The 24872-nt window shown below is 72.0% G+C and carries 22 protein-coding genes; 11 read left to right on the top strand and 11 right to left on the bottom strand.

Going from position 1 to position 24872, the window contains the following annotated elements; translation table 11 throughout:
• Positions 1-236: 236 nt before the first annotated feature.
• The gene (locus PT931_RS30645; protein ID WP_456249197.1) at positions 237-1199 is read left to right on the top strand and encodes a threonine aldolase family protein; all 963 of its coding nucleotides are present in this window, start codon (positions 237-239) and stop codon (positions 1197-1199) included.
• A 286-nt stretch (positions 1200-1485) separates the two neighbouring features.
• On the opposite strand, the gene PT931_RS30650 is transcribed toward PT931_RS30645, so the two are convergent.
• Genes PT931_RS30650 through PT931_RS30660 form a run of 3 tightly spaced genes read right to left on the bottom strand, consistent with a single transcriptional unit; the run spans position 1486 to position 4293 of the window.
• Positions 1486-2076 carry a GNAT family N-acetyltransferase gene (locus tag PT931_RS30650; protein ID WP_456249198.1) on the bottom strand — a complete coding sequence of 197 codons (591 nt, stop codon included), beginning with the start codon at positions 2074-2076 and terminating at the stop codon, positions 1486-1488.
• Positions 2073-3605 (bottom strand): APC family permease, encoded by a 1533-nt coding sequence (locus PT931_RS30655; RefSeq protein WP_456249199.1) that lies wholly within the window; start codon positions 3603-3605, stop codon positions 2073-2075. The genes PT931_RS30650 and PT931_RS30655 overlap by 4 nt, the downstream gene beginning before the upstream one ends.
• 58 nt (positions 3606-3663) lie before the next feature.
• Entirely contained in the window at positions 3664-4293 is a 630-nt protein-coding gene (locus PT931_RS30660; RefSeq protein WP_456249200.1) for a GOLPH3/VPS74 family protein, read from the bottom strand.
• Positions 4294-4625: 332 nt separating this feature from the next.
• On the opposite strand from PT931_RS30660, the gene PT931_RS30665 reads away from it, so the two are divergent.
• Entirely contained in the window at positions 4626-5057 is a 432-nt protein-coding gene (locus tag PT931_RS30665) for a hypothetical protein (protein ID WP_456249201.1), read from the top strand.
• A 175-nt stretch (positions 5058-5232) separates the two neighbouring features.
• Here PT931_RS30665 and PT931_RS30670 read toward each other — a convergent pair whose 3' ends face one another.
• Complete coding sequence (locus PT931_RS30670) at positions 5233-5841, bottom strand: hypothetical protein (RefSeq protein ID WP_456249202.1); 609 nt, start codon at positions 5839-5841, stop codon at positions 5233-5235.
• 495 nt (positions 5842-6336) lie between these two features.
• Between PT931_RS30670 and PT931_RS30675 the strand changes: the two genes are divergently transcribed.
• From PT931_RS30675 to PT931_RS30690, 4 genes are all read left to right on the top strand, one after another.
• Positions 6337-7554 carry a peptidoglycan DD-metalloendopeptidase family protein gene (locus tag PT931_RS30675; RefSeq protein ID WP_456249203.1) on the top strand — a complete coding sequence of 406 codons (1218 nt, stop codon included), beginning with the start codon at positions 6337-6339 and terminating at the stop codon, positions 7552-7554.
• Positions 7555-7604: 50 nt separating this feature from the next.
• Entirely contained in the window at positions 7605-9194 is a 1590-nt protein-coding gene (locus PT931_RS30680) for an isovaleryl-CoA dehydrogenase (RefSeq protein WP_456249204.1), read from the top strand.
• 198 nt (positions 9195-9392) lie between these two features.
• Complete coding sequence (locus PT931_RS30685) at positions 9393-10184, top strand: class I SAM-dependent methyltransferase (protein ID WP_456249205.1); 792 nt, start codon at positions 9393-9395, stop codon at positions 10182-10184.
• Positions 10185-10254: 70 nt separating this feature from the next.
• Positions 10255-12015 (top strand): S8 family peptidase, encoded by a 1761-nt coding sequence (locus tag PT931_RS30690; protein ID WP_456249206.1) that lies wholly within the window; start codon positions 10255-10257, stop codon positions 12013-12015.
• A gap of 181 nt (positions 12016-12196) precedes the next feature.
• Here the strand turns inward: PT931_RS30690 and PT931_RS30695 are convergent, their stop codons facing one another.
• A complete protein-coding gene (locus PT931_RS30695) occupies positions 12197-12739 on the bottom strand; it encodes a GNAT family N-acetyltransferase (RefSeq protein WP_456249207.1) in 543 nt (180 codons plus the stop codon).
• A gap of 48 nt (positions 12740-12787) precedes the next feature.
• On the opposite strand from PT931_RS30695, the gene PT931_RS30700 reads away from it, so the two are divergent.
• On the top strand, positions 12788-13396 hold the full coding sequence (locus tag PT931_RS30700) for a TetR/AcrR family transcriptional regulator (protein WP_456249208.1): 609 nt from the start codon (positions 12788-12790) through the stop codon (positions 13394-13396).
• 62 nt (positions 13397-13458) lie between these two features.
• Here PT931_RS30700 and PT931_RS30705 read toward each other — a convergent pair whose 3' ends face one another.
• Positions 13459-14532: a threonine aldolase family protein gene (locus tag PT931_RS30705; protein ID WP_456249209.1), complete on the bottom strand. Its 1074-nt coding sequence runs from the start codon at positions 14530-14532 to the stop codon at positions 13459-13461.
• A 54-nt stretch (positions 14533-14586) separates the two neighbouring features.
• On the opposite strand from PT931_RS30705, the gene PT931_RS30710 reads away from it, so the two are divergent.
• Both PT931_RS30710 and PT931_RS30715 read left to right on the top strand, forming a co-directional pair.
• Entirely contained in the window at positions 14587-14994 is a 408-nt protein-coding gene (locus tag PT931_RS30710; protein ID WP_456249210.1) for a GNAT family N-acetyltransferase, read from the top strand.
• 108 nt (positions 14995-15102) lie between these two features.
• Positions 15103-17343, top strand: a complete 2241-nt coding sequence (locus PT931_RS30715; RefSeq protein ID WP_456249211.1) for a Vgb family protein — start codon at positions 15103-15105, stop codon at positions 17341-17343.
• A 54-nt stretch (positions 17344-17397) separates the two neighbouring features.
• Here the strand turns inward: PT931_RS30715 and PT931_RS30720 are convergent, their stop codons facing one another.
• From PT931_RS30720 to PT931_RS30740, 5 genes are all read right to left on the bottom strand, one after another.
• A complete protein-coding gene (locus PT931_RS30720) occupies positions 17398-18048 on the bottom strand; it encodes an NADPH-dependent F420 reductase (protein ID WP_456249212.1) in 651 nt (216 codons plus the stop codon).
• A 10-nt stretch (positions 18049-18058) separates the two neighbouring features.
• Positions 18059-19009, bottom strand: a complete 951-nt coding sequence (gene egtD / locus PT931_RS30725) for an L-histidine N(alpha)-methyltransferase (protein ID WP_456249213.1) — start codon at positions 19007-19009, stop codon at positions 18059-18061.
• Complete coding sequence (egtC, locus tag PT931_RS30730) at positions 19009-19737, bottom strand: ergothioneine biosynthesis protein EgtC (protein WP_456249214.1); 729 nt, start codon at positions 19735-19737, stop codon at positions 19009-19011. The genes egtD and egtC overlap by 1 nt, the downstream gene beginning before the upstream one ends.
• 3 nt (positions 19738-19740) lie before the next feature.
• Entirely contained in the window at positions 19741-21057 is a 1317-nt protein-coding gene (gene egtB, locus PT931_RS30735; RefSeq protein WP_456249215.1) for an ergothioneine biosynthesis protein EgtB, read from the bottom strand.
• A gap of 242 nt (positions 21058-21299) precedes the next feature.
• On the bottom strand, positions 21300-21482 hold the full coding sequence (locus tag PT931_RS30740; protein WP_456249216.1) for a hypothetical protein: 183 nt from the start codon (positions 21480-21482) through the stop codon (positions 21300-21302).
• 132 nt (positions 21483-21614) lie between these two features.
• On the opposite strand from PT931_RS30740, the gene PT931_RS30745 reads away from it, so the two are divergent.
• Together PT931_RS30745 and PT931_RS30750 are read left to right on the top strand one after the other, a co-directional pair.
• On the top strand, positions 21615-23204 hold the full coding sequence (locus PT931_RS30745; RefSeq protein WP_456249217.1) for a hypothetical protein: 1590 nt from the start codon (positions 21615-21617) through the stop codon (positions 23202-23204).
• A 131-nt stretch (positions 23205-23335) separates the two neighbouring features.
• Entirely contained in the window at positions 23336-24865 is a 1530-nt protein-coding gene (locus PT931_RS30750) for a phage tail sheath family protein (RefSeq protein WP_456249218.1), read from the top strand.
• Positions 24866-24872: the final 7 nt, after the last annotated feature.

Consider the following 24872-nt stretch of genomic DNA (forward strand, 5'->3'; position numbering starts at 1 on the left):
CGTGGGTGCCTCAGCCCGGACCGACGAACATGTTCGTTGAAAAGAATGGGGCACAGGCCAGCAAATGTGTTCGTTGAGCTCAGTCGGCACACCGCGGGCCCATCCGGCGAACATGGTCGTCGCATCAGGCCCAGGTGCCAACGGGCCCGAGCCGGTGAACCTGTGAGCTGAGCGCGGCCGCACAAGGTGTGCCGGAGAGCCCGGCGACCGCCCCGCCCGGGACGTAGGGTGTCAGCATGATTGATCTTCGCAGCGACACGGTGACCAGGCCCGGACCGGAGATGCGCGCCGCGATGGCCCGCGCCGAGGTCGGCGACGACGTGTACGGCGAGGACCCCACCGTCAACGCCCTCCAGGACCGGGTCGCCGCGATGTTCGGCCACGAGGCGGCGCTGTGGACGCCGACGGGTTCGATGGCCAACCAGATCGCCGTCCAGCTGGTCGCGCAGCCGGGGCAGGAGATCCTCGCCGACACCGACGCACACGTGCTGGCCTACGAGCTGGGCGCGGCGGCGGCCTACGGCGGGATCAGCAGCCGCACGTTCCGCGACCTCTCGGAGGTGCCCGCGATGGTGCGTTCCGGGGGCTACCACGCGGTCCCCACGGCCGCCGTGGTCGTGGAGAACACCCACAACCTTCGCGGGGGTACGGTCGTCCCGCTCGCCGACCTCCGGGCCCTGCGCGCGGTGGCGGACGAGCGCGGGTTGGCCGTGCACTGCGACGGGGCGCGGATCTGGCACGCGCACGTGGCGACGGGCGTGCCGCTGGTCGAGTACGGCCGGCTGTTCGACACGATGGCCGTCTGCCTGTCGAAGGGGCTCGGCGCGCCGGCCGGCTCGCTGGTCCTCGGCAGTGCGGAGCGGATCGCGCGGGCCCGGCCGATCCGGAAGCGGATGGGGGGCGGCCTGCGCCAGGTCGGCATCTACGCGGCGGCCGGCGACTACGCGCTGGACAACATCGCCCGGCTCGACCAGGACCACGCGCGGGCGGCCCGGTTGGCGGGGGCACTCGGCGTGGCCGCCGAGACGAACATCGTCCTGTTGAACGTGCCGGACGCGGCGGCGGTGATCGCGGGGGCCCGCGCGGGCGGCGTGCTGATCGGGGCCATGAGTCCGACGATCGTCCGGCTGGTCACGCACCAGGACGTGGACGACGCGGACATCGACACGGCCGTGGCGGTCCTGAAGCCCCTGCTGTAGCGGGCCCGGTCACGGCCTCGTCGCGGGGCTGGTCCGGAGCGGGCCCGGTCGCGATCTCGTCCCGGGCTGGTCCGGAGCGGGGTCGGCCCCCGGAGAAAGGGAACCCGGGCCCATGGTGCGGCCGGGGCCTGTCACCGGGCAGGCCGGGGCGGGCCTGCGGGCGGTCGAGGGCGGAGTCACCGGGTTCCGGCGCGGCCCCGGACGCCGGGCCGGCGGCCCCGGTCCCCGGGTTTCCGGCGCCCGCGGAGGGGCACCGGAAACCCCAGGGACCGGGGCCGACCGGACATCACTGCGGGCGACGCCACATGGGCCACAGGGGAGTGCCGTCCGGCACCGTGAACGGCTCGCCACGGAGTTCGTAGCCGTGCCGGAGGTACAGATCCCGGCTGTCGGGGCTGCTGGCCTCCAGGTACGCGGGCCGGCCCGCCGCGTCCAGCGCCTCGTGCCGGTGCCGGAGCAGCGCGCTGCCGATCCCCTTGCCCTGCCGGCCGGGGAGGACGGCCAGCAGCGCGAGGTGGTCGTGCGGCTCGTGCGGGTGGTTCGCGTCGAAGATCTCGTCGAGGGTGTGGAACCGGTCCGTCCAGGGGCCGCAGATCTCGGCGAGCCGGCGGTCGTAGTCGTTCGGCGCGGGCAGCGGGGAGCCGTCGCGGGGGAACCACACGGCGGCGGCGTCCCGGGCGACGGTCAGGTGCACCTCGCCGAACTTCAGCGCGTGCTCGACGAGGATCAGGAACTGGGGCGGCAGGATCCTGGCCCGGTCGACCGGGTCGGGGACGAGCCACCGCGCGACGTCGAGGTCGTTGAACGCCTGGGCGATCAGGCCGGCGACGAGGTGCGCGTCGGTGTCGCCGGCCCGGGTGATGCCCACGGTGCTCATCGGACGCCCTCGCCGACCCGGGGCTGGACCGGGGCCTCGGGGGCGAGCACGCTCGGGCCGGTGCGGCCGATGGAGCTGTTCGCGCCGAGGCCGATGGACCGGTACACGTCGGGGCGGGTGGCCTTGAGGATCAGCGCCCAGCCGATGCCGACGGCGGCGGCCAGCGGGAACAGGGCCGGGATGATCCAGCGCAGCGACGAGGTGGGTTCGACGCCGAGCAGGCCGGAGAAGTTGCTCACGGAGATGACGACCATCGCGGTGAGGGCGAGGACCGCCAGGCCCGGGGCGATCTGCCGCCGCCACGCGGACTCGCCGTTCGGCTCGCGGTTGAAGAAGCCGATGACGGCCACGGAGGTGGCGGTGATCAGGAGGAGTACGCCGAACGCGCCGCTGGTGCCGGCCCAGAAGAAGAGCTGGGTGAGCGGGTCGAGTTCGGCGGCGGCGTACACGATGATCACGAGGAGGCCGAGCGCGCTCTGGGCGAGGGAGCCGACCTTGGGCGCGCCGGACCGGCGGCTGGTCCGGCCGAACGCGGCGGGCAGCACCCGCTCGCGGCCGAGGGCGAACGCGTACCGGGCGATGGTGTTGTGGAAGCTGATCATGGCCGCGACGAGGCTGGTCAGCAGGAGCGCGTGGCCGATGTGGACGGCCGTGGTGCCCAGGTGCGCGCCGGCCAGTACGAAGATGGTCTCCGGGCCGTCCTTGCGGGCGGTGTCGACGATGTTCAGCGGGCCGGTGGCCACCGTCATCGCCCAGGCGGACAGGGCGTAGAGGCCGGCGATGATGCCGACGGAGACGTAGGTGGCGATCGGCACGGTGCGGCGCGGGTTCTTGGTCTCCTCGGCGAACACGGCCGCGCCCTCGAAGCCGACGAAGCCGGTGACCGCGATGACGAGCAGCGCGCCCAGGCCGGACACGAACAGGTTGCCCGGCTTGAGGGTCTCGTAGCTGACCGTGCCGCCGGCCGGGTTGAGCAGGCTGGACGCGTCGTAGACCACGATCACGGCGATCTCGGCCACGAGCAGGACGGCCAGGACCTTGCCGTTGATGTCGACCCGCATGACGCCGAGGATGGCGACGAGCGCCCAGGAGACCAGGGCGATGGCCCACCACGCGAGGTCGAGGCCGAACCACTCGTCGAGCAGCGGCTTGGCGATGAAGCCGAAGCCGCCGTACAGGCCGACCTGCATCATGTTGTACGCGAGCAGCGCGACCCACGCGGCCCCGATCCCGGCCGGCCGGCCGAGTCCCCGGGTGACGTACGTGTAGAAGGCGCCCGCGTTGGACACGTGCCGGGCCATCGCGACGTAGCCGACGGAGAACAGGATGAGGACGGCGGCGACGGCGAGGAAGGCCAGGGGGAGGCCGGTGATGCCGGTGACCGCGTACCCGGTCGTGATGACGCCGCCGACGACGGTCAGGGGGGCGGCGGCCGACATGACGAAGAAGACGACGGCGGGCACGCCTAGTCTGCTGCTCGCCAACGCCTGGGACACGCGGTCCGGGCTGTTGCGTCCGGTTGTGGACATGGGGGGTGTCTTCCTTCGGATGGGGGATGGGGAGGTGCACAGGGGAGACGTGGGGGCGTCAACCCCTGTGGGTCAGGACGGCGTCCCCGACGGCCGCTTCGACGTGCCCGGCGAGCTCGCGCAGGGAGGCGGGGAGGGTCGAGACGATCCGCCGCAGGTACCGCCGGGCGGTCGCCTGGTTGCCGTCCCACACCACGGTCTCGAACAGCCCGGCGGCCTCGACGAGCGACGCGAGGGCCATCTCGTGCAGGTCCATGGGGCGGCCCTCGGTGAGCGACATCCGGAGCCGGGGCGCGGGCCAGCCGGTCTGGGCGAAGTCCACGGGCACGTACTTCACGGTGGTGCGCCACAGGATCCGCGACTCCTCGCGGTGCAGGAAGCCGAGTTCGACGAGGCGGTGCGCGACGTTCTCGTGGGCGTTCTGGCTGAGGTAGGCCAGCCAGGTCCGGATGTCGCGGTGCTGCGGGGAGCCGAGCATGTCGCCGAGGACGACGGCGGCGAGCGGGTCGGCGGGGGGCTGGCGGTCGATGACGGTGACGATGCCGTTCTCGATGGCCAGGCACTGGAACAGGACCAGTTCGCCGAGGAGCGCGCCGGCGAGCCCGAGGTCGGTGGCCCTGCCGTGCAACCGGCGACGCCCGTCGGTGTCGTCGTGGGCGATCAGGAAGAACTCGTCGGCGAGTAGCACCGGGGTTGTCTCCTAGAAACGGGCCATGGTCGCGAGGCGTGGGCGGGACCTCGTAAACATCACTGGATGTATTGATGTGTCGGGCGTGCCGTGCCAAGCAGGGTCGATGCGGCTACAGAATAGGTGTGCGTCTCCCAGTGGGCAACCAGCCACAGTGGGTTATCAGGGTGACGGCACCCCTGGCCTGCGCACACTCCATTGTGATCTGCACCTCACCCCTCCGGTCAAAGTTGATCATCCATCCAGACGAGTGATACATAATGTATTACATCCGATCCACAGTGGATGTCGCCGGGGGAGCCGGCGTGGGAACACCAACTCAAGGAGTAGGCATGCGCAAGTACGCACAGCGGGGCGCGGCGGCGGCGGTTCTCGCCGGGCTGGCCACCGCGGGGCTGATGGTCGCGGCGGGTCCGGCCTCGGCCAGCAGCAGCGAGTCGTGCAGCTCGACGTTCTCGGGCGGCGGCATCACCTACCGGGTCTGCGTCTACACGGACGGCGCCTCGGCGCACTCGTACGCGCAGGTGACCGGCGGCAGTCCCTTCAGCCCGGTGAACGTCTACACGGGCGGCCGCAGCTACGTCGTCGGCGGCAACCAGCTAGGCCAGACCTCGGGCCCGTCCCGGGTCTACGGCAACGCGCAGTACTTCCTCGGCGGCGACGCGGTCGGCTGCGGCGCGACCGTGAAGGCGGAGTTCAACGCGAGCGCGAACTACGGCCCGTTCGGACCGACGGTCACCGTCGAGAAGACCGTGGTCTGCTAATCAGCGGGAACTGAGGAGGGGTGGCCCGGGCGAGAGCCCGAGCCACCCCTTTCCGCTTCAATTGTCTGCAAAGTCGACCAGTCGTCCTCAGTGGTCGAATGAGCGGCCGCGCGACTGTACATGATGGATTAAGTCAGTCCGGTTCTCGTCGCTAATACGGTCGGAGAAACGACCGTCAACGCGTCGCTCCCGTCCATTCCCGCACCACCACACTCGCCATCAGTCGCGGGGCCGGCGCGGCGTCACCGGAACGGCGGGCGGTGGGCACCATAGCGGGCACCGGGAATTCCAGCGTGACCGAGGTGACCAGGGTCCACGCGGCCGAGACGGCCGGCAGCGTGGACTCGCCCTGGGTGGCCCAGTCGGCCGTCAGCAGCTTCGTGGCGGGGCTGCCGCCCTCCGCCCAGCGCCGGGTGGCCAACGCGGGGTCGGGCAGCCGGTGCAGGCCGAACAGGCAGGCGACATGGGTGGGTACATGAGGTGTGTCGGCGGCGAACATGGCGTCCTTCGGCCAGGCCCTGACCAGGTCAGCCTGGCCGCGGGCCGTGGCCAGCGCATCGAGTTGCGCCAGCTTGGCGGGATCGACGTCGACCGCGTAGACGACCCCCGTCGGGGCCACGGCCGCCGCGATGGCGAGGTTGTCCTCGCCGGTGCCGGCGCAGTAGTTGATGACCCGGTCGCCGTCGGAGCATCGTCCGATGCTCAGTACGGCGCGGGTCGTCTCGGCGAGCGCGATGCGGTAGGTGGCGGCCATGTACTCCGACGACGTGAGTGCTTCACTCATTGCCGGGTTCCTTATCGTCAACGGGGGGTGTCAATCGATAACTCGGCCAGGCTATGGCAAAGATTTGGCCCAATCAAGCAAACGGGTGTCACGATCTCGGGAAAACAAATTTTCTCCAGCTATTGACTTCTGATCATTTTCGCCGGGTCACGAATTGGTGCGCCATTTGCAATAGAGAGCGTCCCGCGCGTCGGGTTCACGACTGACAAACCCGCAACTGAGCGTTGTAATACCAGGCTCCAGCCCCGGTCCGCGCGCCCTGCGCCGGGACGGCTCCGGACCCCGGAGACTCCGGGTGACAACCGTGGCCAATTCGGGAATCTCCCCGTTTGCCGAGTTTCTCATGATTCACTGATTGCCGACCGGCGGGCCGCATCCCCGCAGGTCACGGCTGTTATTTCGGTGGAACGTTCACACAGTGGACATCCTTTGACCGGTGGTACTGAAGGCGATGAATATCAAACCTGCTGTACCACCCCTCTCAAGGAGTACCCAATGTCTCCACTCTGGTTACGCTCCGGAGTCGCCCTCGGCACTCTGCTCGGCGCGATCGCCGTCGGCTCCGTCCCCGCCCAGGCCGCCCCCACCGACGACACCACCCTCCGGCAGACCGTCGCGACCACCCTCGTCGCCCAGCACGGCGCCGAGGCCCGAGCCGCGTACGCGAGCCCGGCCCTCGCGGCCCCAACCCTCGAGACGATGGTCGAGCCCAAGCGCCGCTCCGGTGCCTGGGTGTTCGGCGGCGCGATCATCCGGGTCCCCGGCGGGGTCGAGGCCTCCCCGGTCACCGCCCTGTTCCTCGCCCAGCGGGTGCGCGGCGCGTGGCGGGTGACGCTGGAGGGCACCCCCGAGTTCGGCGCGGCGGCCCGGCAGGCTCCGCTCGCCGTCGTGGACGCCGAGGAGAAGGCGCTCTTCAACCAGCCGGCCCCCCTCGCCGGCACGCCCACCGGGCTGGCCCTGCCCTGGGAGCAGAACAAGGGCTGGGCGCACTGGGGCGTGCACGGCAACTCGGGTACCTCCCGGCCGTACAACTCGATCGACTTCTACGGGGGTGACGGCAAGGTCCGTACCTCCCGGGCCGGCAAGCTCTACCGGTTCTGCACCACCGGCGGCACCTGGCCGTTCCTGAAGGTGGTGCACGACAACGGCTACACCACCGGCTACTACCACCTGCGCAACACCACCACCAAGGCGGACGGCTCCGACGTCACCCTCGGCGAGCAGCTCGGCAACATCGCCGAGGAGCTGCCGTGCGGCGGCTCGGCCAACGGCGACCACACCCACTGGACGCTGTGGCAGGGCAGCACGGCCATCGCGGTCCAGGGCAAGGACATCGGCGGCTGGACCTGGTACGAGGGCACCAGCGCCTACCAGGGCTACGCCGAGCGCAACGGCACCAAGATCTACGGCAACACCTGCTGCAACCTGGTCAACTACGGCGGCGGCGGCCCCACCCCGACGGGTACGACCGGCACGGTCAACTCGGGCACCTTCACCAGCGTGAACGTGCGCAGTGGACCCGGCACGACGTACTCGGTGGTCGGCTCGCAGGCGCACAACGACGTCATCCAGGTCGCGTGCGTGGCCACCGGCGGCTCGGTCACCGGCCCGTACGGCACCACCTCGGTCTGGGACCGCAAGCCCGACGGCGGGTACATCTCGGCCGCGTTCGTGAAGCTGACCGCGGGCCAACCGGCGCCGCCGGCCTGCTGAGCAGGGCTACCTGGCGGTAACATGGGGTTCCCGGTGTGAGGAGGAACCCCATGTCCGCCACCCACGAGGTGACCAACCAGGTGCCGCCGCTGGTCGGCCGCGATCTCGCCGACGACCCCGCGCTCCTGGAGGGCGTCGAGCGGGAGGGCGCGGACTGGTCGGTCCCCACGCTGCGCGAGCTGGGCACCCTGGCGGGCACGGCACACTCCCGGGAGCTGGGCCGGCTCGCCAACGAGAACGAGCCGGTGCTGCGCACCCACGACCGGTACGGGCACCGGATCGACGAGGTCGAGTTCCACCCGGCGTGGCACGAGCTGATGACCACCGCCGTCGGGTACGGGCTGCACGCCGCGCCCTGGGCCGACGACCGCAAGGGCGCGCACGTGGCCCGCGCCGCCCAGTTCTACGTCTGGGGCCAGGTCGAGGCCGGGCACAGCTGCCCGGTCTCCATGACCTACGCCGTGGTGCCCGCCCTGCGCCGCAACCCGGAGCTGGCCGCCCGGTTCGAGCCGCTGCTGACCTCCACGGCCTACGACTTCGGCCTGCGGGAGCCGTCGACGAAGCGCGGGCTGGTCGCCGGCATGTCGATGACCGAGAAGCAGGGCGGCTCGGACGTGCGGGCCAACACGACGACGGCGGTGCCGCGGCCGGACGGCACCTACCGGCTGACCGGGCACAAGTGGTTCACCTCCGCCCCGATGTCCGACCTGTTCCTGGTGCTCGCCCAGGCCCCCGCCGGGCTGTCCTGTCTCCTGCTGCCCCGGGTGCTGCCCGACGGCACCCGCAACCCGATGCGCCTGGTCCGGCTGAAGGACAAGCTCGGCAACCGGTCCAACGCGTCGGCGGAGGTGGAGTACGAGGACGCGACCGGTTGGCTGGTCGGCGACGAGGGCGACGGGGTGCGCACCATTCTGGAGATGGTCAACATGACCCGGCTGGACTGCGTGCTCGGCGCGGCCAGCGGGATGCGGACCGGGGTGCGCGAGGCGGCCCACCACGCGACGTACCGCACGGCGTTCGGCAAGGCCCTGCGCGACCAGCCCCTGATGCGCAACGTGCTCGCCGACCTGGCCCTCGAATCCGAGGCCGCCACGACGGTGGCCCTGCGCCTGGCCGGGGCCAAGGACCGGGGCGAGGACGACTTCCGCCGCCTGGCCCTCGCCGTCACCAAGTACTGGGTCTGCAAGCGCGGCGCCGCGCACGCCGCCGAGGCCCTGGAGTGCCTGGGCGGCAACGGCTACGTCGAGGAGTCCGGCATGCCCCGGCTCTACCGGGAGGCCCCGCTCGTCTCGATCTGGGAGGGCTCCGGCAACGTGGCCGCCCTCGACGCGCTGCGCGCCATGCGCCGGCCGGAGACGGTCGAGGCGTTCCAGGCGGAGCTGGCCCTGGCCGTCGGCGTCGACCCGCGCTACGACGCCGCGCTGCGGGCCCTCGCGCTGGCGGACGCGACCGAGGCGGGGGCGCGCCGGCTGGTGGAACGGCTCGCGCTGCTGCTCCAGGCCTCCCTGCTGATCCGGTACGCGCCGCCGGCCGTCGCCGACGCGTTCTGCGCCTCGCGGCTCGGCGGGGACTGGGGGATCGCGTTCGGCACCCTGCCGGCGGGCGCGGACCTGACGGGCATCCTGGCGCGGCTGGGCTGACCCGCCCGGCCGATGCGCCCCCTCGACCCGGCGGCCCCGCCCGGGCCACGTGCCGGAGCGCCCTCCGGCGGCGGAGCCGTCGGATCCCGTGCCGGGTGCCCCGGACGGCCGCCGCGCGCCGGGGGAGGTGTCGCCGTAACCCTCTGATCGTGGTGTATTTCGATCGACCGGGGCGGGCGCGCGAGCCAGGATGGGGCGATGCTGAGACCCGACGTCCTCGACTACTACAACCGCGGCGGCGAGCGCACCCGGCTCACCGCCGGCACCGGCCTGCTGGAGTACCTCCGCACCTGGGACATCCTCGAACGGGCCCTCCCGGCCGCCCCGGCCGACATCCTCGACGTGGGCGGCGCGACCGGCGTCTACGCGGCTCCGCTGGCCGCGGCCGGGCACCGGGTGCACGTCATCGACCCGGTCCCCGACCACGTGGCCGCCGCAGGTGCCCTGCCCGGGGTCACCGCCGCGCTCGGCGACGCCCGGGCCCTGGACGTCGGCGACGCGAGCGTGGACGCGGTGCTGCTGTTCGGCCCGCTCTACCACCTGACCGACCGGGCCGACCGGGTACTGGCCTGGGCCGAGGCCCGCCGGGTGCTCCGGCCGGGCGGGGTGGTGCTCGGCGCGACGATCGGCCGGTTCGCGTCCCTGTTCGACGGCTTCGTCAAGGGGTACGCCGCCGATCCGCTCTTCGTCGGCCTCGTCCGCGACGTCCTGGCGACCGGCGTGCACGGCGGCGGCCCGTACTTCACCACCGCCTACTTCCACCACCCCGACGAGCCGCCGGCCGAGGCGCGCGACGCCGGACTGGCCGTGCGCCGGGTGGTGTGTGTGGAGAGTGCACTGTGGATGGCGGCCCGGCTCCCGGAGGTCCTGGCGGCCCCTGATCAGCGCGCGCTGATGCTGGAGCTGCTCCGGGGTGTCGAGGAGGAACCGGCCATGCTGGGCACAAGTAGCCATCTGATCACGGTCGCGGGGCTCTTAAGTGACTCTTAAGCACAATGCCTTTTCTTCTTAAGTCAGAGTTTGGCTAAGTTGCGTCACCCCCTAGCAAGCGGAGGACGCATTGAACCCCCTCACTGCCAGTCGACTGCGGCGATCCGCCCTCGCCGCCGTCGCACTCGGTGCCACCGTCGCGTTCGTGGCCCCGGCCACGGTCACGGCCGCGGCTCCGAGCGCACCGGCCGCCGTGTGGGCCGCGGGCACCCGGGCGTACCTGGTGATCACCGCCCCCAATGACACGGCCGGCGCCAAGACGGCCGTGGCGAACAACTCCGGCACGGTCTTCGCCTCGTACGACGCGATCGGCGTCATCGTCGCGCACTCCTCCTCGGCGTCGTTCGCGGCGACGATGCGCGGCGTCTCCGGCGTCCAGCAGGTCGGGGCGACCCGGACCTCGGACGTGCCGGCCGACGCGTACAACCCGGCGCTCCCGCCGAACCCGACCCAGAGCACCACCACCCTCGCCGAGTCCAACCGCTGGGACATGACCCAGATCAAGGCGGACCAGGCGTGGGCGGTCACCACGGGCTCGTCGTCGGTCAAGGTCGGCATCCTCGACACCGGGGTGGACGACCAGCACCAGGACCTGTCGCCGAACTTCAACGCGGCTGACTCCGCGTCCTGCGCGTACGGCAAGGCCGACACCCGCACCGGCGCGTGGCGCGACGTCGGCCAGCACGGCACGCACGTCGCCGGCACCGTCGCGGCGGCCAAGAACAGCAAGGGCGTCATCGGCGTCGCCCCCGGGGTGAAGATCTCCTCGGTCCGGATCGCCGAGCCCTCGACCAGCCTGTTCTTCGCGGAGAACACGATCTGCGGCTTCATCTGGGCCGGGGACCACGGCTTCAAGGTCACCAACAACAGCTACTTCACCGACCCGTGGCAGTTCAACTGCCCGGACAACGTGGACCAGGCCGCCATCATCGAGGGCGTCAAGCGGGCCACGGCGTACGCGGAGGGCAAGGGCGTGCTGAACGTGGCCGCCGCCGGCAACTCCAACTACAACCTGGCGAACAAGACGACGGACTCCGAGAGCCCGAACGACTCGACGCCGGTCACCCGCACCATCACCAACGCGTGCATCGACATCCCGACCGAGCTGCCGGGCGTCGTGACCGTGGCGGCGATGGGCAACGGCAACGTGAAGGCGTCGTACTCCAACTTCGGCAACGGCATCATCGATGTCGCGGCCCCGGGCGGCGACGGCTCCAGCGGGGTCTACTCGACCCTGCCGGGCGGCAAGTACGGCAACATGAACGGCACCTCGATGGCCAGCCCGCACGTGGCCGGCGTCGCGGCGCTGCTCGCCAGCACCAACCCGACCGACACCCCGGCCCAGCTCCGGACGAAGCTGACCAGCCAGGCCAAGGACGTGGCGTGCCCGTCGGACACCCGGTGCACCGGCACGACGGCGAACAACGCGTTCTTCGGCGAGGGCCAGGTCGACGCGCTCAAGGCCGTGGGTTCCACGGTCCCGCCGGGCGCGTACTTCGAGAACCTCAACGACGTGACCGTCGGGGACAACACCACGGTGACGTCCTCGATCACGGTCAGCGGCGTCACGGGCAACGCCCCGGCCACGCTGAAGGTCGGCGTGGACGTCAAGCACACCTACCGCGGTGACCTGGTCATCTCGCTGGTGGCCCCGGACGGCACGGTGTACCTGCTGGAGGACTTCGCGAACAACGACAGCGTGGCCAACGTCATCAAGACGTACACGGTCAACGCCAGTTCCGAGGTCGCCAACGGGGTGTGGAAGCTCAAGGTCCAGGACATCGCGAGTCAGGACGTGGGCAAGATCGACGCCTGGAACCTGACCTTCTAGAGGCCTGTGCCCCGGACCTTCTCCCCTCAGGAGGTCCGGGGCACCGCTCGCGCTTTCAGGGGAGGAGTGGCCCTGCTGGGAGGCTCTGGACACTCCTCCTCTGAAAGCCCTGGTCCCACCGCTTCAGATCCTCGTTCGGGTACCGGCTGAGCCGGTACCCTTCGTGCGTTCCGGCGGCCTGCTACGCCCGCCACTCCCGCGCCAGCAGCGACCAGATCTCGTCGTCGAGCCGGCCGTCGGGCCCGGGGTTGACCTCGCGCAGCACCCCGTCCCGGCTCATCCCCAGCCGGCGGGCCACCGCGATGCTGCGCTCGTTGCCGGCGATGGTGCGCCACTCGACCCGGCTGAGGCCGCGCACCCCGAACGTCCAGTCCAGCAGGTACCCCATCGCCCGGGTCACCAGGCCGTTGCCCTGCGCGGACTCCTCCAGCCAGCAGCCGGCCTCGGCCACCCCCGAGGTGGCGTCGAACGACACGAACAGCACGCCCCCGACCAGGGTGCCGTCCAGCCAGATGCCCCAGATCCCGCCGGAGTCGGTGGCCACCCGCTCGGCGTAGCGGCGCAGCACGTGCCGGGCGCCGTCCAGGTCGGCGGCCACGAAGGACGCGCCGACCCAGGGCGCGATGTGCTCGCGGCACCGGTCGAGGTTCGCCAGGAACTCCTCCGCCCGCCAGGGCTCCAGGGGGCGGAGTTCGGCGCGGTCACCGAGGGGCAGGGCGAACATGGCAGCCTCCTTATACATAACGAACGTTCGGTAGGTACGCTAACACGCATGCCGCCCGCCCGAGGAGATCACGATGCCCGCCGCCGCGACGTCTCCGAGGCCGTCTGGCGGGTGCTCGCCCAGCGCGGCTTCGGCGGCCTGACCCTGCGCGCCGTCGCCGCCGAGATGGACGCGTCGACCGGCCTGCTCGTGCACTACTTCCCCAACAAGCGCGCCCTGGTCGGCCACGCGCTCGACGTGCTGTTCGAGCGCACCGAGGCCAGGGACCGGTTCGAGCCGCCCGCCGAGGGCCTGGCCTCGCTCCGGTCCGGACTGTGCGACATCCTGCCCCTGACCGGGGACGAGCCGGCCATGAGCAGGATCTGGGTCGGCTCGTGGGACGTCGCGCTGTCCGACCCGGAACTGGGCGCCGAGCAGGCCCGCCGCTACGCCCGGTCGCGGGACAAGCTCCAGGTGCACGTCGAGGCGGCCCAGCGGCGGGGGGAACTGCCGGCCGGGGCCGACCCGTCCGAGGTGGCGGCCACGGCGCAGTCGTTCGCGCTGGGGGTGGTGGTGCAGGCGCTGCTGGATCCGGCGGCGTTTCCGGCGGAGCGGCAGTTGAGCCTGCTGGACGAGTTCCTGGCGGGGCTGGTTGCCGGGGCCGGCGCCGGCGGGTAGACGCGGCCGCGCCGGGTCGGCTGGTGTGCGCGACCCCGTCCGTCGCCGGTGTGCCGCCCGCCTCAGGCCAACTCGGCCAGGAGTCCCTCCACCGCCGCCGTGACATCCTCGGCCGACCATTCCAGGCTCCACGCCGCCACCGTGACCTCGGTCTTCGACCAGCCCGGCGTGCCCGCGTCCCAGAAGCCGCCGAACAGCCACTCCCCGGTCCGCTCCGCCAGCGCCAGCCCGGCCTCGTTGACCCGCTCGGCCGGGTACGGCAGCCAGACCTGGAACTCGTGGGTGTGCGGCACCTCCGGGTACACCGTCACGTGGCCGGCCAGCGCCCCCGCGACCACCTTGGCGTGCGCGAGGTACTCCGGCAGCCGGGGCAGTTCCGTGTCGAGCCCGACCAGCCCGGACAGCGCCGCCGGCCACTGCTGGAACAGGTTGCCCCCGTACCGGTGCCGCCACGCCCGGGCCTCCGCCACGAAGTCCGCCGAGCCGGCCAGGGCCGCGCCGGAGATGCCGCCGAGGGTCTTGTAGAAGGACACGTACACCGAGTCGGCGAGCGCGGCGATCTCCGCCAGGCCGTGCCCGAGGTGCTCCGTGCACTCCCACAGCCGGGCCCCGTCCAGGTGCACCTTCGCGCCCCGGTCCCGGGCGGCGGCGACGGTGGCGGTCAGCTCGTCCCAGGTGGGCAGCAGGAAGCCGGCCTCGCGGAGCGGGAGTTCCAGCATCAGGGTGTCGAAGGGCTCGCACCCGGCGACCTCGTCGGGGGTGGGCAGCCGGGGCGCGGTGGTCGGCCACACGGCCCGCAGCCCGGACAGCGTCGAGTACGCGTGCCGCTCGTGCACCTCCGGGTGGAACAGCGGGTGCATGGCCACCGTGCCGCCGTGGATCCGCAGCGCCACCTGCTGGGCCATCGTCCCGGTGGGCACGAACAGGGCCGCCTCGGTGCCGAGCAGCTCCGCGACCCGGGTCTCCAGGGCGCCGACCGGGCCGCCGTCGCCGTACATGTCCCCGCGTTCGAAGGCGCCCACGTGTTCGGTGAGCTGGGCGAGCCGCTGCCCGGGGGTGGGCATGGGCGCGCCGCCGAGCCACCTGCGGCACCCGCGCAGGATCCGACGCCGCCGTTCCACCGCTGTCTCCGTCATCCGTCGATCTTGCCACGGGAAAAACGGCTGGCGCGGTCCGCGACAATCAACCTCATGATCCGGTACTCGACTGACACCTCCGACCTGCGCGCCGACCAGTTGGCGGGCTTCTTCGTGGGCTGGCCGGCCGCGCCCACCCCCGAGGCGCACGCCGCCGCGCTCCGGGGCAGCCACCGGGTGGTCCTCGCCCTCGACGGCGACCGGATCGTCGGGTTCGTCAACCTGATCAGTGACGGCGTGCTCACCGGGTTCGTGCCGTGGCTGGAGGTGCTCCCCGAGTACCAGGGCCGGGGGATCGGCTCACAGCTGGTTCACAGGATTCTTACCGAAGCCGTACATCTCTACTCCGTGGACCTCGTCTGCGATCCCGACGTGAAGCCGTTCTACGAGCGTATGGGCATGATCGAGCTGGTCGGGATGGGTGTCCGGCACCGGTCGGTGCTGCGGGGCACTTCCCCCTGAGCCCGGAGCTATGCGTCTGATCGAGGACAATGTGTCCACTGTGGTCAATCTAGGCTCCTCGCAACGTGCTCACTACTCTCGGTGATCACGTCGTGAAGGGGAACCGCCATGCGAAGAACCCTCGGAGCGCTCCTCGCGCTCGCCCTGCCCCTGTCCCTCCTCGTGATCCCGTCGGCGGCGCAGGCCGCGCCCGTACCGGGATCGAACGTGCTCTACACCACCGACGCCCAGTTCGACCAGGGCGTGCTGAACGACGTGAACCACAACGCGCCCAACGGCAACCAGCTGCAACTGGACAAGGCCCAGGCGTTCTTCCCGTTCGTGAACATCGCCGCCTCGGCGCGCGGCACGATGGTGCGCGCCGACGTCAACACCGGCGCGATCGTCGGCGAGTGGAACTCCGCGCCCGCCGGTCAGGGCAAGGACCCGTCCCGCACCACGGTCGACCGGTTCGGCAACACCTGGCTGTCCAACCGCGCGGAAGCCGGCGGCGGCAAGGGCTCCATCACCCGGGTCGGCGTGATCGTCGGCGGCACCCGGGTCAACTCCGACGGCAGCCCGAACCCGGCGGGCGACTACCTCGCCGGCCCGTTCGGCTACAACACCTGCGTCGACCGCAACTCCGACGGGCTGTACGCCACGTCCCGGGGGCTCGGCGACATCCGGCCGTGGACCAACGCGGGCGGCGCGGACAGCAACGGCGGGGTCACGACCGCCGCCGACGAGTGCCTGGTCAACTACACCCGGGTCGACGGCACCAACACCCGGACCGTGGCCGTGGACGGCAACAACGACGTGTGGACCGGCGGCTCCAACACCGCGCACCAGAAGGTCAACGGGGTCACCGGCCAGACCGTGCCCGGCAGCTCCTTCAACCTGGGCTGCGGCGGCTACGGCGGCCTGATCGACAAGGCCGGCACCCTGTGGTCGGCCCGGTACGGCGCCAACCTGCTGCGCTACGTCCCCGGCACCGGGGGAGCGTGTCTGAACACGACGCACGGCGACTACGGCCTGGGCATGGACCCGGTGACCGGCGAGATCTGGCACACCACTGTCGACCGCGGCGCCGTGGTGAAGCTCGCGGCGGACGGCACGGTGCTCGGCACGTTCGCGCACGGCAACCAGTACGCGCAGGGCGTGGCGGTCGACCGCAGCGGCAACGTGTGGGTCGCGCACTCCATCCTGGGCGCGCAGACCACGGTCGGACACCTGCGCACCGACGGCACCTACGTCGGCAACGTGACCCTGCCGGGCGGCGCCGGGCCGACCGGGGTGTCCGTCGACACCAACGGCAAGGTCTGGGTGGCCAACCTCAACACCAGCAACGCGATGCGGATCGACCCGGCCGGCGGGGCGGTCGGCGGCGGCGGACACAGGATCGGCGCGGTGGACCTCACCGTGGACCTGGGCGCCGGGGCCGGCCCGTACAACTACAGCGACATGACCGGGTCCGTCCTGGGCGAGATCACCGCCCCGCAGGGTACCTGGAACGTCGTGCAGGACGCCGGGTTCGCGGGCGCGCCGTGGGGGAAGGTCACCTGGAACACGGAGCCGCAGGGCAGCGTGCCGCCGGGTACGTCGATCACCGTGGAGGCGCGTACCGCCGACACGGAGGCCGGACTCGCCGCGCAGCCGTACCTGCCGGTCGGCAACGGGGTCCAGTTCGGGCTCGTCGGCCGGTACATCGAGGTCCGCACGACGCTGAAGGCCAGCCCGAGCGGGGCCAGCCCGATCCTGTCGGACCTGCGGATCCAGACATCCAAGCGGGCGGGCACCTTCTCCTGTCAGGCGACGGCGCTCAACCTGGCCGGCATCATCGTGACCCGGGCGAACCCGCCGGACGTGCCCTGCGTCGACGACCACGAGGTGCTGGCGAACGTGAACCTGTCGGCGGGCATCGTCACCGTGAAGCTCACGGGGCTCGACGCGACCACCGACCTGACCCCGGACAACCAGAACCTGCCGCCCGCGGCCGGGGACAACGCGACGTCCACGACCCGGATCGAGCAGAGCCGGATCACGGCGGGGGCGATCGTCCCGCTGGTCACCATCGAACTGGGGGTGGTGCAGTCCAAGGCGTCGGTCACCTGCGTGGCCGGACCGAGCGGCCTGGTGCCGGAACTGGCCGGCGCCTCGCACATCGCCAGCCTGAAGATCAACGGGGTGCCGGTCACCGTGGGCAGCGCCCCGCTGACCATCCCGCTGGTCGTGGGTGAGCTGCGGCTGAACAGCACGACGATCTCCGGCGGGGTGGTCGTCCAGCAGGCCGTGGCCCTGGACACCCTGCTCACCGACGTGGTGATCGGCGAGGCCCGGGCCAACGTCGAGGACGGGCCCTGCCACCTCTAGGGGGAGGACACGGGGAGGGGGCGCCGCGGGCCGGCGGCGCCCCCTCCCCGCGGGTCACCGCGCGGCGTGCACCGCGATGTTGAACTCCCCGGTGCCCAGCGCCCCGTACAGCGACAGCCACAGGGGCAGGTACATCTCCAGGCCGCGGGCCGCTCGGACCCCGCCCACGTCCAGCACCCGGGCCGCCGGCCAGCCGAACTCGGCCAGCAACCCCCGGACCAGCTCCTTGGCGTCGGCGTCCTCGCCCGCGACGAACACGACATGGTCCCCGGGCACCGTGGCCGGGCGGACCATCACCGAGGCCGTCACCGTGTTGAGCGCCTTGACGACCCGGGTCGCCGGGTACGCCGCCTGGATCCGCTCCGCCAGGCTGTCGGTGTTGGCCACCGCCAGGGTCGGCGGGAGCCCGGCCGAGAAGTCCAGCGGGTTGGACACGTCGATCAGCACCTTGCCGGCCAGGTGGCGTTCCCCGGCCGCCGCGAGGGCCTCCAGGGAGCCGGTGCCGGCCGTGCAGTTGACGACGATCGCGCCGAACTCCGCCGCCTCCGCGAACGTCCCGGCCCGGCCGTGGTGCGCCGCCGCCCAGGCGGTGGCGTTGTCGTTGCCGGCCTGGCGCGCGCCCATGGTGACGGCGTGCCCCAGTTCGACGAGCCGGCTGGCGATGGTCCGGCCCACGGTGCCGGTACCCAGTACCCCGATGTTCATGATCTTGATTCTAGGCCGCGACCGCCAGGGTGAGGCCGAACAGGCGGTCCGGGTCGGTCCACCAGCGCGTCGGCTCGAACCCGGCCGCGCGCAGCTCCGCCGCCACGCCCGCCTCGCGGAACTTCGCCGACACCTCGGTGTGCAGCTCCTCCTTGGCCGCGAACTCCACGGTCAGGTCGAGCCGCGCGAGGTGCACCCGCATGTCCCGCTCGGCGCGCAGCCGCATCTCGATCCACTCGTGCTCGGCGTCCCAGTGCGCGACGTGCGCGAACGAGTCCACGTCGAAGTCCGCGCCCAGGTCGCGGTTGAGCACCCGCAGCACGTTCTTGTTGAACTCGGCCGTCACCCCGGCCGCGTCGTCGTAGGCCCGCACCAGGGTGCCCGGGTCCTTGACCAGGTCCGTGCCGAGCAGCAGCCACTCGCCGGGCTCCAGGGCGCCGCGCAGGTCCGCGTAGAACCGGGCCCGCTCGTCGGGGATCAGGTTGCCGATCGTGCCGCCCAGGAAAGCGACGAGGCGGGACTCGGCCGCCGGGATCCGCTCCAGGTGCCGGTTGAAGTCGGCGACCAGGGCGTGCACCCGCATGTTCGGGTACTCCGCGTGCACGGCCACCGCCGCCGCCTTCAACGCGCTCACCGACACGTCCAGCGGCATGAACAGCTCGGGCGCCAGCGCGTCGAGCAGGAGGCGGGTCTTGTCCGAGGACCCCGAGCCCAGCTCCACCAGGGTCCGCGCGCCGGTCAGCTCGGCGATCTCGGCGGCCCGCTCGGTGAGGATGGCCCGCTCGGTGCGGGTCGGATAGTACTCGTCGAGCTGGGTGATCTCCTCGAACAGCTCGCTGCCCCGGGCGTCGTAGAACCAGCGCGGCGACAGCCACTTCGGGGTGGCGGTCAGTCCGGCCGAGGCGTCGGCCCGAAGCTGTTTGGCCAGGTCGGTATGGTCGAGGTAGATGTCGAGTTCCATCAGATGGCCTCCGTGGTCGTACCGGTCCGGGTCACGGTCACGATCCGGTGATCGTCCACCGCCACCCAGTCGCCGGCGGTGTCGAACGGTTCCGATGCCACGGTCCCGGGGCGGGTCCACAGCGAGTGTCCGCAGGTACTGGCCACGATCGTCTCCCCATCGGTCAGCAGTAGGTTGAGCCTGGCGGTCGGGGCCGCCTCGTACACCTCGGTCACGGTGGCGGCCACGGCCTTCACCGGGTCCATCCCGGACCGCAGCCGGTCCCGGACCAGCGCCCACACCAGGGCGGAGTCCGTCGGCGCGTCCAGCGTGATCAGGTCGAGCACGGGCAGCTTCGCGGCCACGCCGGTGATGATCTCCGGCCAGCCACGGACCACCCCGTTGTGGCTGAACAGCCACTGGTCCTCGGTGAACGGCGCGCACGCGGTTTCCACCACCGGCATCCGGGGCGTGGCCGCGCGCACCGCGCCGACGATGGCGCCGGAGCGCACCGACTGGGCGAGGGAGGCGAAGTTGGTGTCGCCCCAGATCGGGACCGCGCGCCGGTACCGCACCGGGGGAGCGCCGTCGCCCGGGTACCACCCGACGCCGAAGCCGTCCACGTTGATCGTGCCGCCGCCGCGCATGTCCTGTGGGGCCCACGCCTGGTGCCGGAGCGAGTGCTCCGGGTCCAACAACAGCTCGGCCAGGGTGACCGGTTCTCCGACGTACGCCAGGTGACGGCACATGTGTTAGCTCCGTTCGTCGTCGTCAACATCCCGAGCGCAGCGGAACCCGGCGAAGATCTGCCGCCGGATCGGGTAGTCCCAGTTGCGGAACGTGCCCCGGCACGCCGCCGCGTCGGTGCCGAAGGAGCCGCCGCGCAGCACCCGGTACTCCGGCCCGAAGAACACTTCCGAGTACTCCCGGTACGGGAACGCCCGGAAGCCCGGGTAGCCCGTGAACACCGAGGACGTCCACTCCCACACGTCGCCGACCAGCTGGTGCACGCCCAGCGGTGAGGCCCCGGCCGGGTACGCGCCCACCGGGGCGGGGGACAGGTGCCGCTGGCCCAGGTTCGCGTGCTCCTCGGTGGGGTCGTCGTCGCCCCACGGGTAGCGCCGGGACCGGTCGGTCGCCGGGTCCCAGCGGGCCGCCTTCTCCCACTCGGCCTCGCTCGGCAGCCGCCTGCCGGCCCAGCGGGCGTAGGCGTCGGCCTCGTACCAGCACACGTGCACCACGGGCTCGTCAGGGATCCGGGGCTCGGTGCGGCCGAACCGGGTGTACGTCCCGTCCGGGCCCCAGTGCGCCGGCCCGGTCAGCCCCGCCGCGCGCACGTGCGCCCAGCCGTCGGGCGTCCACCAGCGCTCGTCGGAGTAGCCGCCGTCCCGGATGAACGCCTCGAACTGGGCGTTCGTCACCGGGGCCGCGTCGATCAGGAAGGCCGGCACATCGACCCGGTGCGCGGGGCGCTCGTTGTCCAGGGCCCACGGCTCGAAGTCCGTACCCATCGTGAAGGGTCCCGCCGGCACCAGGACCTCGCCGGACACCGGACTCCCCGGCGGCGGCGGGACGGCGGGCAACACGGGGTCGCCGACCCGGAGCTGGTGGGTGGCGAGCATCGTCTCGTCGTGCTGCTGCTCGTGCTGCACGATCATGCCGAACGCGAACGCGTCGGTCAGCAGGGGCCGGCCCTCCAGCGGGGCGGTCTCCAGCACGTCCTCGACCTTGTGCCGGACATCCCGGACATAGCCCCGGGCCTCGGCGGGGCCGAGCAGGGGGAGGGTGGGGCGGTCGGCGCGGGGGTGTTTGAAGGCGTCGTACAACGCGTCGATGTCGGACCGGACCGGCTCGCGGCCGCCGACGTCCCGGAGCAACCAGAGTTCCTCCTGGTTGCCGATATGCGCGAGGTCCCACACGAGCGGGGACATCAGGGGGGAGTGTTGCCGCACCAGATCGGCGTCGTCCACGGCGTCGGTCAGTAACAGGCTCCGCGACCGGGCCCGCTGCAACTCGCCAGCGACCCGGGCCCGAAGATCATCGGGGTCGGCCACATTTCCTCCTCGCATCCCCATTCTTGCCCACCACACGTCCCCAAGACCAGGATCAGGTGACTGAATGTCGACAATCAGGGGCAGCTCTCCAGCATGATCGACAACTGTAACCGACCAGGTGTTCGAATGAAGTCGCGGAAAGGTGTCGTCATCCCTACGTGCGGATGACGACACCTTTGCCGTCCGGGGTCCCCGGTCGTCCCGTTGCCGGGCGCCCGGCCGCCCCGGTCAGGGGTGCGGGCCGGGACCGGCCGGGGTCAGCGCCTGCGGGAGAAGCGGCGGGACCACCCGCCGGTCGCCGTGCCGACCGCGAAGTTCAGTGCGAGGAAGAGCAGGCCCGCCGTGGTGAGGGTCGCCGCGTCGATCAGACCCGGGTCGATGCCCGCGAGCTGGAAGAGCAACGCCAAGCCGAACAGCACGGCTGCGATGATGGCGAACATAGTGCCTCCTGTCGATAAGTACCTCCTAGTGCCCGGTCCCGCCCGGTTCCAAACCCCGTCCTGCCCCAAAGTGCCACCGGGACTGCCCCGCGCGCCCTGTGGCGGACCCCGCCCCCGGCGGGATCGTGAACTGTGGCCCTCGAGTGTCGACAGTGCGGTCAGGCGAACCCTGACGGCGCGGAGTTCTGTTCGGCCCCCTCGTGCGGGGCCTACCTCCGCTGGGACGGCCCCGCCGGCCAGCCCGTGCGGCAGCCGACCACGGCCGTACCCGTCGTGCCCCAGGGCGACCGGGCCGGCGCGTCCCTCGTCCTCGCCGACCGGCACGCGGCCGTCGAGCCGGGGGAGACGACGGCGGTCACCCTCCGTGTCCACAACGGAGGGACCCGGGTCGAACAGTTCACCCTCGCCGTCCTCGGCCCCGCCGCCGCGTGGGCCACCGTCGAACCGCCGACCCTGTCCGTGTACCCCGGAGACCGGGCCGAGGCCACCGTGCGGTTCGCCCCGCCGCGCAGCTCCGCCAGCCCCGCCGGCCGGGCGTCGTTCCGGGTCCAGGCCGCCTCGACCGTGCACCCCGGGCTGGTCGCCACCGCGGACGGCACCCTCGACGTGGGCGCGTACCGCGAACTCGGCGCCGTCCTCGTCCCCCAGAACACCTCCGGCCGCAGCCGCACCCGGCACCGCCTCGAACTGACCAACGCCGGCAACACCGTCGAACCCGTCCGGATCACGGCCAGCGACCCGGACGGCCGGCTCCGGTTCGGCGTCCCGGCCGGCGACGTGGCCGTCCCGCCCGGCGGCACCGCCGTCCCCCTCACCGTCACCGCGCCCTGGCGGTTCGTGGGCGCGCCCCGGCCCCACCGGTTCACCGTGCAGGTCACGCCCCGACCGCCCGTGCCGCCCGCCCGGCTCGACGGCGGCCGGGAGGCGGTGGCCCTGTTCACCCGGTCGGTGCCGATCCTCGTCGGGGTCCTCGTACTGCTCGCCGGGATCGGCTTCGGCGCGGCCAAGGTCGCGCCCCTGCTGACCGGCCAGCCGTCCGGCCCGACCCCGACCCCAGTCGCGACGGCGGCGAGCCCCGTGCCGAGTGTGTCGCCGCCGTCGCCCTCCTCCGCGCCGTCCCCGTCCGCCTCCGCCCCGCGGTCGCCGTCCCCCTCGCCCAGTCCGAGCGCCACGGCCGGACCCGCCGACGCCTGCAAGCCGGCCTACGTGTGGCGGGAGGCGTTCCCGTCCGACCACGTGTGCGTCCTCCCGGCCACGCACAGCCAGGCGCTCGCCGACAACGGGGCGGCCGCGTCCCGGTGGACCAACGGCGCGTACGGCTCCCGGACCTGCGTCGCCGGCTACGTCTGGCGCGAGGCGATCCCCACCGACACGGTGTGCGTGACCTCGGCCGTGCGCACCCAGACGGGGCAGGACAACGCGCAGGCCACGGCCCGGTTGCAGACCCCGCCGAAGAACTGCCGCTCCGGGTACGTCTGGCGCGAGGCGTTCTCCACCGACTACGTGTGCGTCACGTCGGCGGTCCGCACCCAGGCCGGCCAGGACAACGCCCAGGCAGGTGCGCGCCGCGAACCCAACGGGGGACCGTCGGGGGCGGACACCTGTAAGGCGGGCTACGTGTGGCGGGGCGCGCGGGACGCCGACCACGTGTGCGTGCTGCCGGCGGTCCGGAGCCAGACGGCGGCGGACAACGCGGCGGGTGCGTCGCGGACGGTGCCCTGACGGCGCGCGGGCTCCGGCCCCGGGGTGCCCGATGGGGCACGGACCACTACCCCCACGACGGGACCAGCTGCCCGTTTCGGGCGACGAGGGCCCGGCACAAGATCTAGTTACGTGTCGACAAGGAGGACCGGATGCCCACCTACCAATCCCCCGGCGTGTACGTCGAGGAGGTCGAAGCCGGTTCGCGGCCCATTGAGGGCGTGGGCACCGCCATCGCGGCCTTCGTCGGCTTCGCGGCGGCCGGCCCGTACAACACGCCGACCCTGGTGTCGAACTGGAGCCAGTACACGAAGGCGTTCGGCGAGTTCGCCGAGGGCTGCTACCTGCCCCAGGCCGTGTACGGCTACTTCCTCAACGGCGGCGGCAACTGTTACATCGTGCGGGTGGGCGGCGAGCGCGCCGACGAGGAGACCACCGCGCTGCCGGCCGGCCCGCAGGCCGTGCTGGGCCCGTACCGGGTCGCCGCCCGCGACGCCGGTGCCCGCGACCTGGTCGTGGAGGTCACCGGACCGACGGGGGAGAACCCGCCCGACGACCGGTTCACCCTGGTCGTGAAGCGGGACGGCAAGGCCGCCGAGACCTTCGAGAACGTGACCGCCCGCAAGGGCCGCGACAACGTGGTGACCCGGGTCAAGGACGGCTCGAAGCTGATCACCCTGACCGAACAGCAGAGTACGGGCGCGGCCACCCGGCCCGACCTCGGCTCGGTGGCCCTGAGCGCCCCGCCCGCCCCGCCGGCCGTCCCCGCCCGGGTCGTCGCCGACGTGTACGTGGGCGACGTCTCCGACCGCACCGGCTTCGGCGGCCTGGAGGCCGTGGACGAGGTGACCATGGTCGCGGTGCCCGACCTGATGAGCGCGTACCAGGCCGGGGCCGTCGACGGCGAGACCGTCAAGGCCGTGCAGTTGGCGATGATCGCGCACTGCGAGCTGATGGGCGACCGGATGGCCATCCTGGACGCCCCGCCCGGGCTCAACCCGCAGCAGGTCCGCGACTGGCGGATGAACGACGCCGGCTACGACTCCAAGTACGCCGCCCTGTACTACCCCTGGATCAAGGTCTTCGACCCGGCGACGGGTACCAACAACTTCATCCCGCCCAGCGGGCACATGGCCGGGGTGTGGGCCCGCAACGACGCCTCCCGGGGCGTGCACAAGGCGCCCGCCAACGAGATCATCCGGGGCGCGGTGGCCCTGCAGACCCAGATGACGAAGACCGAGCAGGAACTGCTCAACCCGATCGGGGTGAACTGCATCCGGGCGTTCCCCGGGCGGGGGATCCGGGTGTGGGGCGCGCGGACCCTGTCGAGTGACCCGGCGTGGAAGTACCTCAACGTGCGAAGGCTCTTCAACTACCTCGAGGAGTCAATCATGAACAGTACCCAATGGGTGGTTTTCGAACCCAACGACGACGCCCTCTGGGCCCGGATCCGGCGCACGGTCGCGTCCTTCCTGGTCATGGAGTGGCGCAAGGGCGCGCTGTTCGGGCTCACCCCCGACGAGGCCTACTTCGTGCGCTGCGACCGGGAGACCAACCCCGCCGAGGGCATCGACCTCGGCCAGGTGGTCTGCGAGATCGGGGTGGCGCCCGTCAAACCCGCCGAGTTCGTCATCTTCCGGCTGTCGCAGTTCTCCGGCGGCACCAGCCTGGTCAACGAGTAGCGGAGAG

The sequence above is a fragment of the Longispora urticae genome (assembly GCF_053902585.1).